Consider the following 14397-nt stretch of genomic DNA (forward strand, 5'->3'; position numbering starts at 1 on the left):
CCGGGCCGATCGATAAGTTATGCAAATTGAACTTTGATTACCGCGCAAGTCAAATAGGATAGTAGGCTCAAATGGAAAATGTCGATCCAATAAGGGCTCGTGGTCGTTTCGGCGTTAGCCGAGAGCAATGGCTAGCGGCAGCACTGGATGCTCTTGAGCACGGCGGTGTAGGCGCGGTGCGGGTGAAGCGGTTGGCTGAAACTATCGGTGTGAACAAAAGCGGATTCTATTTTCACTTTAAGGACCGACAAGCACTTTTGGCTGCATTGCTCGAATATTGGGGTAGTTTGGAACAGGGACCTGTCGAAGTTTTGGACAGCAACCCATTGGAAACGCCGGTTGAAGCTCTGAAAGCAATCGCAGAAACCGTTGATCTCAAAGACCTTGCTAGACACGACGCATCAGTTCGGCAGTGGGCTAAACAGGATGAAGCCGTTGCCCAAGTTTACGAAAAAAAAATGCAAGAGCGACTTCAGCTGGTCAGGTCACTGTTTCAAGCACTTGGATTTGAAGGTCTGTCGTGCGAGGTGCGTGCACGCACTTTCGTCGGCTTCACTTCAGCAGAACGCGATCTTTTCCGAGACCAATCCACTTCGGAGCGCGCTGAACTGAGAAACGCCCGCATCGAGTTACTGATCTCTGAATTATAGACACTAGTGTTGACTAAAATCTACGACTTGCTAGGCTGAACCGGTGTTCCATCAATTTTTCCGGAGGGAGCGGCATGCGAAAAGTCTCGTTGATTTGTACTTTGGCGGGGTTAGCAATGATCTGGAGCAGTGGTACGCCTTTTGCGCAATCAGTTCCCGGTCCTAGCGAACCAAGCCACAACGGCGACGTCTATTACCCGGGAACGGAAGCACTTGGGGCTGAGGAGATACGTGTCACGGTTTGTGGCAGCGGCATGCCGACTGTGCGGCCGAAACAGGCGGCGGCTTGTTTTCTTGTCGAACTGGGCAATGGTGACAAGGTTCTCTTCGATATCGGAGCACAGTCCATGGCTAGGATTTCCGCGATGAAAATACCTTACGATTACCTCGACAAGGTTTTCATCGGACATCTTCACCTCGATCACATGGCCGATTTGCCTTCACTCTGGATCGGCGGCCTGAAAGCAAATCGCACTTTCCCTTTGCGTATTTGGGGGCCAAGCGGCCCGACACCGGAACTGGGCACCAAAGCGATGATGGAGCATATGGAAAAAATGTACGCTTGGGAGGTGCAATCGATCATAGGCAAACTTGACGATCGCGGCCTCCGATTGGAAGTGAATGAATTTGACTACAAGGGTGTTAACGCGATCATCTTTGAAGAAAATGGTGTTGTCGTGCGATCCATCCCCGCAGTGCACGCAATTGATGGGTCGGTAAGCTTCATTCTCGAATGGAATGGTATGAAGGTGGCCTATTCAAGCGACTCGTCGCCGACACATTGGTGGGTCAAACATACCAAAGGGGTGGATCTTTCAATCCACGAGAGTTTCGCGCCGCCCGCTACGCTGATTGAAAAACAGAACTATTCGCCGGATTTCGCGTTGTTGCTCGGGACGTTGTTACATACGTCGCCCAGCCAGTTCGGAAAACTCATGGCTGAAACCCAGCCGCGCATGGCCGTCGGGTATCACTTCTTCAACGATCACGACACATTGCCAACTCAGCTAGAAGAAATCCGGAAAGTGTATGACGGACCACTGGCCATGGCGCAGGATTATATGGTGTTTAATGTCACAAAGGACGATATCAAAGTCAGGATGGCCGTAGTGGACGGGGAAATTTGGCCTTCACCGCCAACACGCCCCAAAGTGGCTGAAGACAAGAGCGAAGAAATCCTTTCAGAGTTTATCTTGTCTGGTGACTATTTCATGGAGGAACTTTTGACTGATATCTGGGCGGAAACTGCTGCCGAGTTCGGCAGCGACGCGCAGCTACCTCCGGGTGGGTTGGCCGGTTTAGGACAGAAATAGTGTTGAGCGAGAAATACGGCGCACTTTATCCCGGCCTGTGGGTGGTTCAGCCGATGCAGAAGCTTTTGGGCATGCACCACGGTCGCGTCGAACAGTTCCCACATCGCGAACTAATGACTCCTGAAGAAGCACGTCTCAAAGCCCAAAGTCACTGAGGTTTCGAGAATTGAGCTGCCCAACTGGCGGCTCGTCTTCTCTAGAAATCAAAACAGCGAAACGAGTTGACCCATGAAACGAACCATTTTGAAACTTGCCTGTGCAACAATAACCGTACTCGCTTCGAAGCAAGCCATCGCGGAGCCAATTCCGCTCGCCGGTCAAAGCGAAACAGATTGGCGTCATACTCTTGCGATCTATGCGTTCCTGCCTGCGAGAACCAGCGGAGACTCAACGGTTGCAGGAGTGACCGTCCCACTGGACCTGGATTTTGGCGACGCGCTGGAGCTCCTCGATTTCGCCGCAGCCGGTCGATACGAAGCCTGGCGCGGCGATTGGGGTTTCATAATTGATGCCAACTATGTTTCGCTTGAAGCCGATGGGAGCTTGCCCACACCTGGAAGCGCTCCGTTCAGCGCTGATATTCGCCAGGAATGGCTGGGTTTACTCGCGGCGTACAAGGCCGTTGACGCGATCGGGGGTAACGGGCAGCGCTACGCCATCGATCTGCAGGCTGGCGCGCGCTACAACTCGTTGCGCCAGGAGATAACGGTAACATCTCCGGCACCAATACCGGTTTTGGGCGGCGATGAAGGCTGGTGGGAACCCGTAATCGGCGCACGCGGCACTTGGGTGCTCAACGAGCGATGGACCGCAATTGCATCCTTGGAACTTGGCGGCTTTGGCGCAGGCGGTAACGACCTGCAAGTCGGAGCTAATGTTGGTGTGGATTGGCGTCCGTGGGAGACAACTTCGCTGTTCTTTGGGTGGCGATATTTCAGCATGGACTACAGCGACACGCTGTCCACAGGGGCGTTCGAATATGACGTCGATCAGCACGGGCCGGTTCTTGGTGTCAAGTTCAGATTCTGATTTGCAGCCCAGATCAAAGCATACTCTGCACTCCGGCCAACGGCGGGTATGTCCGCAACTCTGCCGTTCAGCAGATTTTAGCGAACGTCCGCTGCCGTTAAATGTAGACCTTCGGGCGAAATTTCTCGGAATGACCACCAACAATGACCGCTATCCGTTCCTAAGCCGCCATCTGACTGAAAGACTCAGATGACTGCCTCGAGCCCGAAACAGACATCACAAGCCCAAATATAAGCTTAACCCACCCCGTTGCTGTGCGCAGAACACTTATTTGATTAAATTACGCCGTAGCTGAAACTATGGCAGCAGGTATTGGCACTCTCCAGGGAGCAACTGAACCGAACTCTGCCTGCACTGCCCTGGCTATCGCTGCCCTAATCGCAGAAGCGTTTTCGGCAGGCTGTGATCTAAGCAAAAGCGCACCTCTTACGGTGCCATCGTGAAAATAGTCAAAGGGAGTGGCGGGGTCTGAAACTTCCCAAACGCTACTTGAAGATCGCATATGAGGTTCAGTAAATCCGGCTGCTATCAAAATCGGATATGCGTATTCAGGGTTTGCGAAAGCATGAAGAGGTGGCCCAGGAGGCAAAGAAACGTCTTTACTCCCAAATCTTTCAATGGCTCCAAAAACTATCCGGAATGCGGCTGATGTCTCGGGTGATTCCCAAACTGAGTAAACAAAGCGGCCACCTGGTTTCAGTACTCGTTTTGCCTCCTTTATTGCTGCTTCAGCATTTGGGATGTGAAGAATGCCGAACCCCATTGTGACAGCATCGAACGAATTGTCTGCGAAAGGCAAAGTGGTTGCATCACCTTCTACAAAATCCACCATCGGCACTTCCCGACGTGCAATTTTGAGCATTGCCGGAGAGAAATCTAAACCGATAACTTCAGCCCCGGCAGTTGCGAGCCCCTTTGCAACAATTCCCTGGCCACAACAAACATCAAGCGCAACGGAACCGTTCGTTACAAGTGAGGTTTCCACAATGTCAGCGACGCATTGTTCTGCCGCCGAGGCAAACCCCTCTGCATAGGCTTTTGCCGTTTGTGGCTCTGACCAGCCCTTTAACTCGGCTTTGCCGAACTCAGCAAAATTTTCCATTTCAATCTCCAGTCGCCATCGAGGGAGACGCTAACATCAGAAAAACTCAAAATCTAATCTTCCGTTTGGCGTTGCCGACGTGAAACATTTGACGATTTCACAGAAGGCAACTTTGCCGGCACAGCAAACGCTCGACGATATCGTGGGGCAGCTTCGCCCACGAAGGCGAAGATTGGTAAGTATGGTCCATTTCTAAGCTGGATTTTATCATGTCACAACGAATTGCGGTGATACGAGCATGTAGCTGCCGCAAACCAGTGCTTGCTCAACCTGTTCTACAATTTCATCGATTTTTGATGCAGTAAGCGTTCCGCTTTCGTGAGCATACTTTGCCATGTTGCGGACCACTCCCAAGAGACGACCGTCCACATCTGCATTCGCAAAGATTGAAATTTGGACGTTCTGATAGCCTGCTTCCAGAAACGTGCTGTATAGCTTCCTGCCCATGTCCGAGGTTCAGCAGGCATGCGATGCTGCTTTCACGAAAGCACGCCAAGCATCGTGCTCAACCGGCTCAGCGACCATCATGTACCAGTCTCCGTCAACCGCGTGTGCAAGGCCACCTGGTCGAAGTACCCTACGAAACTCTTTCAGAGTTTGGACTGGGTCGTCGACATACATCATCGTGTTGCGCGCGGTTACCAAGCTGGGCACATAGTACTTAGGCTACTTGCGTCGCTCTTTTGCTCCACCTTAACTGGAGAGTCGGGTTTTCTTTGCATCTGTTGCGTTGAAACCAACGCGCGAGTCACCTACATCAGCGTCGCGTGTAGAATGAGGAGGTTCAAATGGCAGGGACCATCGAGAAAGAAACGTTTTCTTTTCAGACAGAAGTCGGTCAACTTTTGGAAATTGTTGCGGGCTCGCTTTATTCCAACCGCGAAGTGTTTCTACGGGAGCTCGTCTCTAACGCCTCTGATGCTTGTGACAAGCTGCGCTACGCAGCCCTGACGGATGCGAAGCTGGCGCCATCACAGGACTTCGCAATAACGCTTGAGTTCGACACAAAAGCCAAGACGTTGTCTATCTCTGACAACGGGATTGGCATGAACCATGCTGACTTGTTGGAAACACTAGGAACCATAGCCAAGTCCGGCACTGGTGCTTTCATCGAGGCGCTAAAGGCTGAAGAAAAAGATGCCCCAGGTCTAATCGGTCAGTTTGGTGTTGGTTTCTACTCGGCCTTCATGGTCGCCGCCAAAGTTGAAGTGCTGACCCGTAGGGCCGACGAGGATGAGGCCTGGCTCTGGTCGTCCGACGGCAAAGGGTCTTTCACGATCGAGGCGGCGCAGCGCGACACCAACGGAACCACGGTCACCTTGCACCTCAAAAAAGACGCCAAGGAATTCGCTGAAGAAGCCCGCATTAGACATATTATCAAGACATATTCCGAGCATATCAGTTTTCCTGTGAAGCTGGGGGAGGAAACGCTCAACGCTGCGGAAGCGCTCTGGACGCGTCCGGCTAAAGACATATCAGAAGAGCAGTATACCGAATTCTATCGCCACAGCTCACATGCCTACGACGCCCCCTGGCATGTGATCCACAATAAGGTGGAGGGGACGCTCAATCACACCAGCTTGCTTTTTGTGCCCTCCACCCAACCTTTTGATCTTTTCGACGCCGAGCAAAAAAGCCACGTGAAGCTTTATGTAAACCGCGTCTTCATCTCCGAAACGACAAAGGACCTTGTCCCAGCATACCTCCGTTTCTTGCGCGGTATCGTAGATAGCCAAGACCTCTCTCTAAACGTCTCCCGCGAGATGCTTCAAACCGACCCGAAGCTAGCCAAGATCAAGTCCCAGGTCACAAAGAAAGTCCTCAGTGAGTTGAAGAAAAAGGCTACCAAGTCGCCGGAAGACTACGCGAAGTTTTGGGGTAATTTTGGCGCAGTGTTGAAAGAGGGTCTGGTTGAAGATCCTAGCTTGCGCGACCGCATTCTTGAGGTCTGCCGTTTCGCCTCCACGGGGGAGGATGCTCTCACTAGCTTCGTTGACTACGTTTCTCGAATGAAAGAAGGGCAGGAAGCAATTTTCTACATCGCAGGAGAGAACGCCGCCAAGCTCGCGCAATCACCCCATTTGGAGGGCTTCACGGCTAAGGGCGTCGAGGTGCTGCTTCTGTCCGACCACGTAGACGAGTTTTGGCTGCAGCACATTACCGAGTTCGATGGCAAACCGCTCAAGTCAATCACTCGTGGCGCAGCAGACCTGGATAATGTCAAAACCGAAGAGGCAAATCCAGACGAAGATAAGACGAAGGACGCGGATCTCGCTGCCTTGATCGCCGCGATCAAAGTGGAACTGGGCGAGACAGTCAAAGACGTGCGCCCGTCGAAACGCCTGACAGACAGCCCGGTCTGCCTCATCGCTGATGAAGGTGACATGGATGTCAATCTGGAACGCCTGCTCAAACGTCATGGTCAACTGGAGCATGGTATGCCTCGGGTACTCGAGCTAAACCCAAACCACCCGATTATCACCACCTTGGCAGAACGGGCGAAGGCAGAGGCTGCTGGCGACGATGGCCTTCTGAGGGACGCAGCTCACCTCCTTCTGGATCAGGCGCGAATCGTCGAAGGCGAAACCCCAAGCGACCCATCCGAGTTCGCAAAGCGACTGGGAACAGTCATGACACGCGCTTTCTCTAGTTAGAGGAGGCGCCGGGAAATTCTCAGCTCCGATGCGCAACCTGCAAAAAAATGGTTGGCATAACCGCGTTATGAACTCGGTCAAAGTAAGCCTCGGATCCTGGCATGTGAACGGCGGGATTGTCCGCTTAGCAGTCCTTGACCCGTTTTTGGTAAACGTCCGGTTTTGGTAAAAGCAGTCATTGATTTGCGCCGGCCCGTTGCTGTCGGTTTGAATGTCTGCTTCTGTCGAAAGTGGCCATTCCGGAAAACTACCGGAAGTTCCGCTCAGCGGACATAACTGCCCTGCCTTCTGAAAAAATTTGGAGTTTTCAGATGAGCAGCCTCTGGCGCCCGCGAAGGTCGCGGACCGCCCCGAGAAAATCCCCTACGCCCATGAGCCATGCACGCTGATCCGCCTGATAGGTGCTGTGCAGTGACGCGGGAAGCACAAGCTGCAGGCCCTGGCCCTGCATTTCGGCCGTCTGGATCTTCGATATCGCTGGCTCAAGAGTAAGCAGATGTTTCGTCCTGATCCGGTCCGCCTCTGCCAGGACCTGCCGCCAGCGGTCTTTGCAGCTTGTTTTCACCGCGAGCATAGCAAGCTGGTCATCCGGGTACCGGCGATCGGCGTATTCGTCTTCGCCTGGAAACAGGAAGTCGGCAGCGTTCCGCTTCTCGGTCGTGGCTTCGCGCGTGTGGGTTACGCGCCCCATGCGATTGATTGCAAGCAACAACGATGCCGCACATCTCTTGGTGATTAATGCGCGTGCGCATCCTCGCCACGTGCCATCAATAGATGGTGTTCGCGGTGGTGATCCTGGCTCGCCATCAAGCCGAAAAAACCGAGACCCTTGATCCGCGCTACGACGGCGTCATCCTCGCTGGTAACTGTCAGCTCAACGCCCTCGTCGCTTTCCTGAACCGATACGGTCCAGTGATCATCGCGCGCCAACTGACCGGCATGCGCTGGTACCATCCGTTTCAACGAGGCCAGCGTGTCGGCATCGCCTGTGGCGAATGCACGAAGCCCGTCTGGCAGTGGGGTCTCGTTTACGATCGATCCGGTAACAAGCCTGTCCATGTCAACGAGGTGTTCGCGCAACCCTGACAAATCGACTTTTGACCAATCTGTTTCAGGGTCCGCCTCAAGAACACGCACAACCTCGGACAAGGCAGCAAATGCGCCTTGGCCCGGTTCTTTCAGTCCGGTTCCGCCGTGCATTTGCGCGTGCATGTGCATTTTGTGTTTCTTCGAACTGGTGTCGTGATTGGTTTCTGCAACACTTATCATTGTACTTGCGGCAAGCATCATTATGGCAATCGGTATCGTAGTTCGCATAGGAAGCTCCCGAGTTGTTTCTGGAAACATCTTACCAGAATGCCACTCAGTTCTGTATGATACCTATCATGTCAGCATTGCAGTCAATATTTAGTGATGCGCGGGAACGAACCATCGAACCGGGCGGTGTATTGTTCAGGCGCGACGAGTCGATCCGCTCGATATTCTTGGTCCGGGTTGGGACCGTAGCATTGGAAAGACCGTTGGCGGACGGCACAGCGTTGACGCTTCACAGAGCCTCTGAAGGAACGATCATCACTGAAGCCTCTCTGTTTGCCGATAAGTATCATTGCGATGCCATTGCAAAAGAGCACACCGTCGTTGCCTGTTTGCAGCGAGAGGTTCTACTCCGAAGTTTGGCAGACCAGCCAGACGCCGCGCTCGAATTTATCAAAGCACAATCTCACGAACTGCAAAGTCAAAGAGCGCGCGTCGAAATCCTTAGGCTGCAACGTGTAGCTGACCGGCTTGACGCGTGGCTAGAGCTCCATGGCGAACCGGCCGTTGGCCATTGGAAGCGTGTTGCCGAAGAGATCGGTGTGTCATCTCCTGCGCTATACCGCGAACTAGCGCAGCGCAGACGAAACTCCTTCCAAGGTAGCTGCTGAAGAACCACCCTTGTTGAGACGTAGGATACTCATGGAAATTCGTCCGTTTTGGGCTGAACGCAGTATTTCACCGATTTTCAGTCGTTACCGCTTTGCGGTTTAAAGCGTTATCGAGGTCGACGGTGGTAGGCGTCTAGAAGGCACCGTTAGATCGACCCGAGATAGTATCCGATGGCTTCTGCCAATTCGGTTTCTTCGTAGCCGAAATGGGAGCGTACAACCTCTTCCAGTTTTCTAAATGTGGCGGTTGCCTGAATGAAATTCGTATCTGAAGGGTCTTCCACCAACATTTCAGCTGCACGTCCTAGGCGGATGATTAACTCGTGGACCACCTCATGCTCTGACTTCAATTTGGCCACTATTTCGCGGAACTTTCCTCCGCCAGCTGCCTCGATCCGGGGGAACATGTCAGAGGATTCAATGTCGTGGTGGAACTTGAGTAACTGGCATTCGCGCCCGCAAAGCGATCCAAATACTCGAAAATTCTCAGACATGTCGAGTGAAAGCACGATCTGCTTCAGGTGCTCAGGCGGAGTTTCCCGCGCTTCGATCCGTGCCAGAACGGCGCCGATTTGGGCCATCTCCATAAGATAATGCCGGTGGATTGCGGCGAGTTGTCGGCCTTGTTCACGGTGTATTTCTTTTGCGTCCAGCACCGGCGGCGCTTTCGGTCGAGCAGCCTCGTCGAGGCTGAGTTCATTCAGCAATTGGGTAGAAAGGTCAGTCATAATGGACAAGAAAAGCCTTACTCACGCCAAGTCAAGGGCGGCAGCTTTGGGCTCGGTGCAGACGTTCGGCAGAATTCAGTGAATGTCTGCTGCGCGGACAAAGTTGACGTTCATTGCGGCTGTTCCAATGTCAGCTAACCATGGCTCAACCAACAAACGGTTCAAAGTCGCATAGACATTTCATGCCAAGTCATTCCTCCATGCTCAGAGGTTGATGGATGAAGATAGCTTCAGCCAAACCTCTCATAGAGCGGGACATGATGCTCCTTGCACATAAGGTAGATCGCGGATTTTCCCATATTTCTCATGCGGTCGACGAATTCGGTCATCAATGCCCGCGATAGGCCTGTCCCTTGCCGCGGACACTTCGGTTCCACCCGGAGTGCTGGCACACAAACGCAAAACGGATACCGGCACTGATCGCGAAGGTCGACGGAGCCGACAGATTTGCGATCCATCGGACTTATCTGCGCGGTTCCAGCAAGACCGATGTGGCGCCAAACAAGGCGATGCTGGGCAGCGTCAAAGGAGGTGCCGTACGACTTGTCGAGGGTCCCGGACCTCTCGTTGTTGCTGAAGGCATCGAAACCTCACTGAGCCTAGCTAGCGGAATGTTCGAAACTTGTGGTTCCGTCTGGGCGGCCCTGTCGTCGTCGGGCATGTCCGCCCTGAATTTGCCGGAAGAGCCCGGAGAGTTGGTGATCGCTTGCGACGGAGACACAGCCGGACGAGCGGCCGCATTCGACCTCGCGGATCGCGCCGTCTCGCACGGCTGGAGCGTTTCAACGGTCGATCCGGGCGACGGGCTGGACTTCAACGACATTCTGCAGCACGAGCTGACAGCATGAACGTGGTGAAGCCCATCCCACATCGGGTCGAGGGCCCGCGGCCGCTCTTGAGAGAGGTGCCACCCGGCAGCGACTATCCCGTCGAAGCGCTGGGTCCTCTTCGAGCAACTGTCGAGGCGGTGCAGGGGATGACACTGGCACCCGTAGCATTGCCGGCGCAATCGGCTTTGGCAGTCGCCTCTTTGGCCGTGCAGGGGCATGCAGATGTCGAGACCCTCGGCGGCCCTAGACCGACAAGCCTCTTTGCCCTAACGATCGCCATGTCCGGCGAACGGAAGTCAGGTTGCTATGCGCCCCTAATCGCGGAACTTCGAGCCTTTGAGAAAGAACAGGCCGAGATCCACAAGGATGACGTATCCAGCTGGCAAAACGCCCAGGCTCTTTGGAGGGGCGAGCGGGACCGCATTCTTGCAGAAGCCAAGAGAGGCAAAGGAGAGAAGAGGACGGCCGCGGAGGCCGACCTCGAAGCCCTCGGACATGAGCCGCCGATGCCTGCATCGCCCGAGCGCGTCGTCACCGAGCCGACCTTTGAGGGGCTAACCCGACTTTTTGCCGAAGGGCAGCCAAGCCTCGGGATCTTCTCTGATGAAGCCGGTCAGTTCCTGGGCGGGCATGCCATGAACAGCGAAAATCGACAGAAAACGCTCGCTGCACTTAACGATCTCTGGCAGGGCAACCCAATCCGCCGCACTCGGAAGGGCGATGGCTCGTTGACGCTCTACGGCCGGAGGCTTGCTGCCCATCTCATGGTACAACCGGGTGTAGCGCGCGCTTTTATGTCCGACCCGATGGCGGCCGATACAGGATTCTTGCCAAGGTTCCTAATCTGCGAGCCAACCAGCACAATTGGCACCCGGCTGCACGCGCACATGCATCAGAATGATTCCGCATTGTTCGACTTCTCTCGACTATTGCGGCGTAATCTAGAAACCGCACTACCGATGGAACTGGAGACGCGGGAACTGCAACCTCGCCTTTTGCCGTTGTCGCAAGATGCCAAGGCACTGCTGGTTGAGTTTGCTGACGCCATTGAGCTGGCGCAGGCGCCGGGTGGCGATTGTGCGCATCTGACCGGCACCGCATCCAAGGTGGCTGAGCAGGCTGCACGCATCGCCGGCGTTCTGACGCTTTGGGAAAATCTGCAAGCCGAGAGCGTCAGCGGCAAAACGATGGCGGATGGGATCGAACTTTCGCAGTTCTATCTTTGTGAAGCGCTCAGGCTGGCGGACGCGGCGACAATATCGGCCGCAATCGATGTCGCCGAGAAATTGCGCGTTTGGCTCCTTGAAGTCTGGCAAGAGCCAGATGTCCTGCCAAGCGATGTATTGCAGCGGGCACCGATCCGCGCCCTTCGCGACAGGCCGGCTGCCCGGAAAGCGATCAGTATGCTTGAGGAGGCTGGGTGGTTGGTACCTTTGGAACCGGGAACGGAAGTCCGAGGGGTCGCCCGCAAGGAAGCCTATAAAGTTGTGAGGTGCTGAGATGTGGTTCGATGCGCGCCGTGCCTTGGCAGAGCTATCTCCGATCGAAAAGTCGGATACCGATGTTCCTGCCAATGCTAAACGTGCTAACCGTGCTAATCGGCCCAAATCAGAGCCTTCTCGGTTAGCACAATTAGCACGCTTAGCACCACCCAAGGTCGCGAAGCCGGGCTTCTGTCCAACTGCTCCGGCTTTAACGTCTTCTGCACAGAGTGTTGGAAGCAGACAATGCACCTGGACTGGTCGCGTCGTCTCGCTAGAAGAATGGCGCCGCCTTGGAAGTTGGGATCGGTTCGGTCCCAACGGACGGATGTGGAACGGAGTGACCCGAAGCTGGAAGAGTGAGACATGACAAAGTAGAATTGTGCCCATACAAGGCTGGCACTCCGCCGGCCCCATCTCCGACCAAGATGCAACGACGACGTGCAATTGTTCCGTGCTTCGCCTATTCGAACAGGCCGATGGTTAGGATTGTCCTTTTAACGCGACAAAGCAGTCATTTGACCAAAGTGCTTGGGTTTCAACACTTGGCCCAAAAGTGGACAGAGACTAACGGCGCGGCATCGGTAGCTAAGTGCGGGAATCCGACAGGCAGTAGTCGGCGAACAATATACTTTTGCTTCAAACAATGCTGTTTGAAAGAAACGCCCGACAGGCGATGAAAGCGCCTTATTCGCACTTTAAGTCATACCTACCCAGATAAAAAACTGCAGAACTGCCAAAGCGATAACAGCCCCGTAGCCGATAGGGTATACCCACTTGATAACGTAGGTGTCGATCTTGTGAGCAAGCTCTTCTCGCCCGGATTTTACCAAGCGTGTCAGTCCGACATTCAACACGATGATGCCGCCGGTCACGATGAACATCCATTGCAGAATGAAGTCGAGAAAGGTGAGATAACCAAGCTCGGGTAGCTTGTTTGAAACCGCGAAATTGAAAAGTATGAACGCGAGCAGGTTCGCACCCGTGATCTCGATCCTCCGCCGGTACTCGTCAAGGAAAAAGGTTGCCCATGACACCACGATCAAAACGGCCATGGGCAGAAAAATCCGCAGTGTATAATACTGAATATGCCTGCGACCCGTAAACCCAAGCGCGATCTGCGCGCTTTTCAGCCCGCTGAGGCCGGTCACGGTTGAGGCATTCAGGCTTGGGTTCTCTAATATCCATGCCTCTTCGCCCAAAAGGTCGCCGAGGCCGGAGTAGTCGGGCATAGCGACGAGGTCGACCGTGTCGGTCGGATGTAGTGAGGTCACCTCGAGGTAAAATGGCTGCGTATCGAACGGGAATTTTCGGAAATCGAAATGGGGTGCTTGCAGGGTCACCGTAGCCCGTTCGTAGTAATTGATTAAGCCATCTTCATTGATGGTCACGACATCCTGTTGTTCCCAACGCCTGCCTTGCTGGTTCTGGATCACGAAGGCCGGGATGATCGTTGGAACAGAAGATGCAAGTTCGCGAAACTCACTGGGCGTTAAAACTTTGTAGTCGCGCCCATAAGCGGTGGCGTCGAACGCGAGCTGCGAGTCCTCCCACCGCAATCGGATATTCGCGACAACCACGAAGTTCTCAGAGACCTGATCGACGGAAACGACTTGTTCGATGAAAATGCCTACCGCCACGGTGATGGGGCCAGTCGTAGACTGCGCATCTGGACGCGCATCAAGCGGACCAAGAGCCTCAGATGACGCAGAGCCAACCAAAACGATGCAAAGTAACGCCACGATCCAAGCGCGCGCCAAAACCCAATACACTCAGCTCCCCCAAAAAGACTTTCGAACCTGAAACTTAACTAAAGACTACACCGACGAATTGAATTTCAGCAAATTAGGCTAGCGGTTTGTTCGGAAAGACGAACAAAACAACAGCTGACCAGAAACACGCTTCTCAGAGCAGACATCCTTTGTACTTCATATCAGCGAAAACTGACTGATTATGCAACTGCGGTAGGAAACGTAAAACGCCCCGAAAACCGCGAAGCGACGGTTCTTCGTTCGATGAATTGCGATGAAATTGCGTCTGAAGACGAAACTCGGGGCTAGTTTACGAATCTGCAGAGTCTCGGTTTTTGCTGTTGGCCGAATCGGTATTGGAGCTGCAGTATTGACCCTGAAATGAAAGACAGGGAGCATAGGCATGTTAAAGCAAGCTTTCTGTGCCGTCGCTATGATATCAACGTCCGCTTTCATTGCGAGTGCTCAGTCCAATCAAGACATAGATTTACACAGCGAATGGGGGAAGAGCGGCGGCTGGGTAATCAAAATTGATCCGTCGGTTGGCAATGGGTGTTACATTGAAAGTACGCTGGAAGACGGAACGCTCGTCCAGGTTGGTTTCGTACCAGATCGAGAAGGCGGCTTCTTTGCTGCTTACCACGCTGAATGGATAGATATAGAAGATGGGGTCGCCGGCACCATCCAATTTGACTTTGTTAAGTCGCTTTTTGAAGGCGAGTATGTCGGGGTGATCAAGGGCGACCTTCACGGCGGGTACGCATTCTTCAATAATCCCGAATTTATAAAAGAGTTTGGGAAACGAGACGAAGTGTCGATCAAGGGTGACGGAGAAAATGCGCTAGCCTTCAAACTCAACGGTACTGCCAAAGCTATCAATGCCGCGCGGACTTGCGATGCGGAGCAATCGTCAGCACAATAGTCACATAGCAGG

At 53.8% G+C, this 14397-nt stretch carries 17 protein-coding genes; 9 read left to right on the plus strand and 8 right to left on the minus strand.

All coding sequences use genetic code 11. From position 1 onward, the window contains the following. Positions 1–71: 71 nt before the first annotated feature. The 4 genes from AC2FNE_RS21255 (at position 72) to AC2FNE_RS21270 (ending at position 2992) form a co-directional block, all read left to right on the plus strand. On the plus strand, positions 72–650 hold the full coding sequence (locus AC2FNE_RS21255; RefSeq protein ID WP_496773590.1) for a TetR/AcrR family transcriptional regulator: 579 nt from the start codon (positions 72–74) through the stop codon (positions 648–650). 74 nt (positions 651–724) lie between these two features. Further along, the gene (gene gntH, locus AC2FNE_RS21260; protein WP_496773589.1) at positions 725–1963 is read left to right on the plus strand and encodes a guanitoxin biosynthesis MBL fold metallo-hydrolase GntH; all 1239 of its coding nucleotides are present in this window, start codon (positions 725–727) and stop codon (positions 1961–1963) included. A 2-nt stretch (positions 1964–1965) separates the two neighbouring features. Beyond that, positions 1966–2118 carry a hypothetical protein gene (locus AC2FNE_RS21265; protein ID WP_496773587.1) on the plus strand — a complete coding sequence of 51 codons (153 nt, stop codon included), beginning with the start codon at positions 1966–1968 and terminating at the stop codon, positions 2116–2118. A gap of 73 nt (positions 2119–2191) precedes the next feature. Beyond that, the gene (locus AC2FNE_RS21270; RefSeq protein WP_496773586.1) at positions 2192–2992 is read left to right on the plus strand and encodes an outer membrane protein; all 801 of its coding nucleotides are present in this window, start codon (positions 2192–2194) and stop codon (positions 2990–2992) included. A gap of 280 nt (positions 2993–3272) precedes the next feature. Here AC2FNE_RS21270 and AC2FNE_RS21275 read toward each other — a convergent pair whose 3' ends face one another. The 3 genes from AC2FNE_RS21275 to AC2FNE_RS21285 all read right to left on the minus strand — a co-directional run bounded on the left by AC2FNE_RS21275 (position 3273) and on the right by AC2FNE_RS21285 (position 4748). Continuing rightward, entirely contained in the window at positions 3273–4094 is an 822-nt protein-coding gene (locus AC2FNE_RS21275) for a methyltransferase domain-containing protein (protein WP_496806219.1), read from the minus strand. 207 nt (positions 4095–4301) lie between these two features. Then, positions 4302–4541 carry a hypothetical protein gene (locus AC2FNE_RS21280; protein WP_496806220.1) on the minus strand — a complete coding sequence of 80 codons (240 nt, stop codon included), beginning with the start codon at positions 4539–4541 and terminating at the stop codon, positions 4302–4304. A gap of 9 nt (positions 4542–4550) precedes the next feature. Further along, the gene (locus AC2FNE_RS21285; protein ID WP_496806221.1) at positions 4551–4748 is read right to left on the minus strand and encodes a class I SAM-dependent methyltransferase; all 198 of its coding nucleotides are present in this window, start codon (positions 4746–4748) and stop codon (positions 4551–4553) included. A 134-nt stretch (positions 4749–4882) separates the two neighbouring features. On the opposite strand from AC2FNE_RS21285, the gene htpG reads away from it, so the two are divergent. After that, a complete protein-coding gene (gene htpG, locus AC2FNE_RS21290; RefSeq protein WP_496806222.1) occupies positions 4883–6748 on the plus strand; it encodes a molecular chaperone HtpG in 1866 nt (621 codons plus the stop codon). A gap of 307 nt (positions 6749–7055) precedes the next feature. Here htpG and AC2FNE_RS21295 read toward each other — a convergent pair whose 3' ends face one another. Continuing rightward, positions 7056–7460 (minus strand): type II restriction endonuclease, encoded by a 405-nt coding sequence (locus tag AC2FNE_RS21295; protein WP_496806223.1) that lies wholly within the window; start codon positions 7458–7460, stop codon positions 7056–7058. A 23-nt stretch (positions 7461–7483) separates the two neighbouring features. After that, positions 7484–8065 (minus strand): hypothetical protein, encoded by a 582-nt coding sequence (locus AC2FNE_RS21300; RefSeq protein WP_496806224.1) that lies wholly within the window; start codon positions 8063–8065, stop codon positions 7484–7486. Between the two features lie 68 nt (positions 8066–8133). Here AC2FNE_RS21300 and AC2FNE_RS21305 point away from each other — a divergent pair, with 68 nt between their 5' ends. Beyond that, the gene (locus AC2FNE_RS21305; RefSeq protein WP_496806225.1) at positions 8134–8673 is read left to right on the plus strand and encodes a Crp/Fnr family transcriptional regulator; all 540 of its coding nucleotides are present in this window, start codon (positions 8134–8136) and stop codon (positions 8671–8673) included. A gap of 146 nt (positions 8674–8819) precedes the next feature. Here AC2FNE_RS21305 and AC2FNE_RS21310 read toward each other — a convergent pair whose 3' ends face one another. Together AC2FNE_RS21310 and AC2FNE_RS21315 are read right to left on the minus strand one after the other, a co-directional pair. Further along, positions 8820–9401 (minus strand): hemerythrin domain-containing protein, encoded by a 582-nt coding sequence (locus tag AC2FNE_RS21310; protein ID WP_496806226.1) that lies wholly within the window; start codon positions 9399–9401, stop codon positions 8820–8822. Between the two features lie 230 nt (positions 9402–9631). Then, positions 9632–9892 carry a GNAT family N-acetyltransferase gene (locus AC2FNE_RS21315; protein WP_496806239.1) on the minus strand — a complete coding sequence of 87 codons (261 nt, stop codon included), beginning with the start codon at positions 9890–9892 and terminating at the stop codon, positions 9632–9634. Here AC2FNE_RS21315 and AC2FNE_RS21320 point away from each other — a divergent pair. Next, a complete protein-coding gene (locus AC2FNE_RS21320; RefSeq protein WP_496806240.1) occupies positions 9809–10249 on the plus strand; it encodes a toprim domain-containing protein in 441 nt (146 codons plus the stop codon). The two genes, AC2FNE_RS21315 and AC2FNE_RS21320, sit on opposite strands and share 84 nt — an antisense overlap. Then, positions 10246–11730, plus strand: a complete 1485-nt coding sequence (locus AC2FNE_RS21325; RefSeq protein WP_496806227.1) for a YfjI family protein — start codon at positions 10246–10248, stop codon at positions 11728–11730. The genes AC2FNE_RS21320 and AC2FNE_RS21325 overlap by 4 nt, the downstream gene beginning before the upstream one ends. A gap of 680 nt (positions 11731–12410) precedes the next feature. Here the strand turns inward: AC2FNE_RS21325 and AC2FNE_RS21330 are convergent. Then, positions 12411–13484 carry a ligand-gated ion channel gene (locus AC2FNE_RS21330; protein ID WP_496806228.1) on the minus strand — a complete coding sequence of 358 codons (1074 nt, stop codon included), beginning with the start codon at positions 13482–13484 and terminating at the stop codon, positions 12411–12413. 382 nt (positions 13485–13866) lie between these two features. On the opposite strand from AC2FNE_RS21330, the gene AC2FNE_RS21335 reads away from it, so the two are divergent. Continuing rightward, entirely contained in the window at positions 13867–14385 is a 519-nt protein-coding gene (locus AC2FNE_RS21335; protein ID WP_496806229.1) for a hypothetical protein, read from the plus strand. Positions 14386–14397: the final 12 nt, after the last annotated feature.

The sequence above is a fragment of the Ruegeria sp. YKSD179 genome (assembly GCF_059612885.1).